Origin of the sequence: Microbacterium sp., from assembly GCF_029263575.1 — a bacterium.
Taxonomy (GTDB): domain Bacteria; phylum Actinomycetota; class Actinomycetes; order Actinomycetales; family Microbacteriaceae; genus Microbacterium.
Genome location: NZ_JAJUFV010000225.1, coordinates 1 through 3,535 on the forward strand (window position 1 = coordinate 1; position 3,535 = coordinate 3,535).

Below are 3,535 nucleotides of genomic sequence, written 5' to 3' on the forward strand. Positions count from 1 at the left end.
ACCTTCGTCGCCCCACTGGACGCCGACGATAACGATTCCTGGCATGGGTAACCCCCTGGGTAGTGCTTCTCGCCGGAGTTGCACCGGCAGATGAGCTGGCCCGAACGGGCCGTTCCATCCTACCGAAGGGGTCTGACGCGCCCTCTTTCTGTGCCGCTGCCTCCGCTGTTCCCGAACCCCGCCGTTGACGGCGACGGGGCGATCGGTAGGGTGAGGGCGTGCCTGATAGTGAGCCGTCGCCGACGCGTGCCCTGCGTCGTGATCGGCGAGCCGCTGCGACGACCGGGCTCGTGGCGGCACCACCCGTGCACAGCTCGCGCGTCCCGCGCGCGGCGGCCGGGATGCGCGGCAGACTGCTCATCACGGCGGGCGTAGCGGTCGCGGTCGTCGTCACGCTGTCGGCGACGATGCTGTCGATGAGTTCCGGTGATGTCGACCCGGCCGCCTCTGATGAGGCGCACGATCAGAAGGCGATCTCGAACGCGGAGGAATGCGCGCTTCCGGCGGTCGGCGAAGGTGGAACGTCCGTGCTCAGCGCCGAGGCGTGCGAGCACGTCGGCGACGAGTCGGATGCCGATGGGCCCCTCGACACCGTGTCGACTCCGGTGCCCGAGTCCGATCAGACGGATTCTGACGAGCCGCCGACGCCGACACCGAAGGCATCCGCTCTTCCCCAAGAACCCGGCACGCAGCGCGGCGATCCCCCGGTGCCGCAACGCCCGGCAGACTCGCCCTCCGTACGCCCGGGACCGCAGACGCCCCAACAGCCCAGCCCGAAGCCTGTCGAGCCGGCGCCCTCGCCCGCCCCGGCTCCCCCAGCACCGGCACCCGCACCAGCACCCGCACCCGCACCAGCACCGGACCCGCTGGCGTTCACAGGACTCACGGAGAATCACACCATCGGTCTTCTCGGCATCAGACTGCTGAGCAGCTACACCCTGTCGCTCTCCGGCGAACCGGGTTCGAGCGCCACCGTCTGGTACGGCTCGCGCCGTGCGGGAACGGTGACGTTCAATACCAGCGGGCGGGCAACGATCACGATGGGCGGCTCTCTCATCAACTTCGGTCTGAGCAATCCGGTGATCCGGGCCGCGTACTCCGACGGAACCGCCGGCAACGAGATCAGCGTTCCTCGCAACGCGATCTGACGGCCTCGCCGGATGGGGTCTTCTCCCCATAGTCGTCGAGGGATCTGTCGTCTACTCTGCGTGGTGGAGGGTGGACGCCATGGGAATGATGCTGCCGAACGAGCTGATCTGGGTCATGGAGAAGCTCGGTTTCGACTGGCCGGATATCGACGAAGACGAGGTTCGTCGAGCCGGTGAGATCATCGCCACGTTTCACACCGAGTTCGAGCAGAAACTGCAGGCCATAGATCGCAAGGTCAATGGCGACCTCGCGATGGCGATGCGCGGCCAGACCGGGCCGGCGATCGTCGCCGCATGGAACACCAACCGCTCACAGAACCTGCAGAAGCTATCGGATCTGCTCACGCCGGTTCCTCCGGGACTCGACATCGCCGCCACGGTGGTCTTCGGGCTGAAGATGAAGGTCATCGCCGACGTCACGACGACAATGATCACTCTCATCGCCATGCTCACGAACCCGATCACAGCTGCCGGCGCGGGGCCCATGCTGCTGATCAAGAAGAAGCTGTTGAACGCTGCGGTCGACATCGCTGTCGAACAGGCGCTGAATCAGATTCTTCCGATGGTGATCGAGCCGCTGGCCGAGCATCTGCCCGGGCTCGTCATGGCCGCGCTCGATGCGCCGGTCGTCGAGTCCGTCGCGGGCAACCCGGAAGAGTTCTATGCAGATCTCGAAGCACTGGAACAGGCCGAAGGCGAGTTGGAACTGCACGGAGTCGACATCGAGACGCTGATGGATCGGCTCGGCACCGACCTCGCCAGTCTCAACATCACGGGGGATTGAGAAATGGTCAGAGTAGGCGACAGCATCGGCCGACCGCTGGTTCGGGCGCTCGACGATATGCCGAACAACCTGAAACCGGTCAAGGGCGTTCCTCTGCACCTGCGGAGCGAGTTGACCGACCGTCGTGGCCGGACCACTGACTCCGACAGATTCGACGGCGCACCCGATGCGATCGATACGAACAGGCCGCTGCGTTCAGGCGACGAAGCACGCGGGAGAACAGACAACGGACCGGGCGAGTGGGCGCAGTCACCGGGGCGCACGAAAGGCGTCGAATACCAGGAACGCATCACCGGGATGGAACGCGGCACCGAGTACCGCGTGGACGGTGTCAACTTCGACGGCTACGACAGCGCACGCGACGTGCTTCTCGATGCCAAGGACTGGCGTGGTTACCCTCCCGCCGGCCAAGATTTCTGGCACGGCGGAACCCTGGACGAGATCATGCGACAGGTCAACGCTGCCGACGGTACGACGATCGAGTGGCATTTCTCCACGGAGTCTGCGAGGAACGCGGTCGACTCGCTGCTGCGCCAGAACAACCTCGACGACGCCATCACGACCGTCGTTACACCCTTCTAATAGGATGAGTGCACTATGAACGACGTCAGGCCGTATTTCGGTGTGTTCTGGGGGGCCCGCGAGCAGAGCCTGGGCACGTTCATCGAACAGTCTCGAGAGTTTCTCCTCAGACTGCGCGAGATTCACCCGCTCTTCGACACGCTCTACTCGCTCGGTGATCGAGCCGACACCGAGATGCCCGTCGGATCCGAGCTCGCGAATCTTGAAAGCATCGCGTTTGAGCGCGGCTGGGACAAGAAAGCGCCCAAGCACTGGTTCACAGCCCTGGACGAGCAGGGGCGGCCGACCAGCGAGAGCACGGTCAAAGTCGGCTGGCGCCTGAGCCTTGCCAACGAGCGCGAGGCAGTGAAGACGAACGACTTCATCTCCATCTCGCTCGCCAGCGGCCAATCGTCACGGCGGAGCAACAACAGCGCGCTGATCACGCTCAACGACCCCGACTCGCCGCTGCTCGACCCCGCCATGGCAGAGCGTCTGTTCCAGCTGCTGATCGACTTCTGGAAACCCGACCAGGGCTGGGTCACCGAAGCGAGCTATCGGGATGCTGTCTGGGACGACGACGCCCGGCAGCAACTGGGCTGGCTGAACTACCGTGCCGATCCGAGCATCGCCAACCGACTGCCGACGTCCGTCTCGTCCGAGAGGCACGGGACGGGGGTCATCTTCCGCATCGGCGACGGACGCGCACTCACCGGTGCCGCCCAGGATGAGGTCGCCATCGGTCACGAGGTTCAGGCGGCGCTCCGCCCGGCGTGACGACACCCGGCGCCCCTCGGGCGTAGCCCGCCCCACATGGGTATCTCTCCCCCGGTCTCAGAGTCTTTTTCTGAATCACCAGCAGTTACGCTGTCAGACGGGGGCGATCACGCAGCGTCCTCTCTGCCTGCGAGGAGACTTCATGAGCGATTCCTTTCCCGCCCCTCCCGGGCCGTCGGCTGCACCACCGCCGCCACCGGCCGTATCGGCGGCGCGTGCCGCTGCGGCACCGCCCGTCGCGGCACCGGCGCCCGCAGCGCCAGCG

At 65.6% G+C, this 3,535-nt stretch carries 4 protein-coding genes; all 4 read left to right on the forward strand.

The features are described from left to right. Positions 1 to 218 precede the first annotated feature (218 nt). The 4 genes from Q1J95_RS15250 (at position 219) to Q1J95_RS15265 (ending at position 3,270) form a co-directional block, all read left to right on the forward strand. The gene (locus Q1J95_RS15250) at positions 219 to 1,148 is read left to right on the forward strand and encodes a hypothetical protein (RefSeq protein ID WP_300269184.1); all 930 of its coding nucleotides are present in this window, start codon (positions 219 to 221) and stop codon (positions 1,146 to 1,148) included. 79 nt (positions 1,149 to 1,227) lie between these two features. Next, positions 1,228 to 1,932 carry a hypothetical protein gene (locus tag Q1J95_RS15255; protein WP_300269187.1) on the forward strand — a complete coding sequence of 235 codons (705 nt, stop codon included), beginning with the start codon at positions 1,228 to 1,230 and terminating at the stop codon, positions 1,930 to 1,932. Between the two features lie 3 nt (positions 1,933 to 1,935). After that, positions 1,936 to 2,514 carry a Tox-REase-5 domain-containing protein gene (locus Q1J95_RS15260; protein ID WP_300269189.1) on the forward strand — a complete coding sequence of 193 codons (579 nt, stop codon included), beginning with the start codon at positions 1,936 to 1,938 and terminating at the stop codon, positions 2,512 to 2,514. Between the two features lie 15 nt (positions 2,515 to 2,529). Beyond that, positions 2,530 to 3,270, forward strand: coding sequence for a hypothetical protein (locus Q1J95_RS15265; RefSeq protein ID WP_300269192.1), 741 nt, complete (start codon positions 2,530 to 2,532; stop codon positions 3,268 to 3,270). Positions 3,271 to 3,535: the final 265 nt, after the last annotated feature.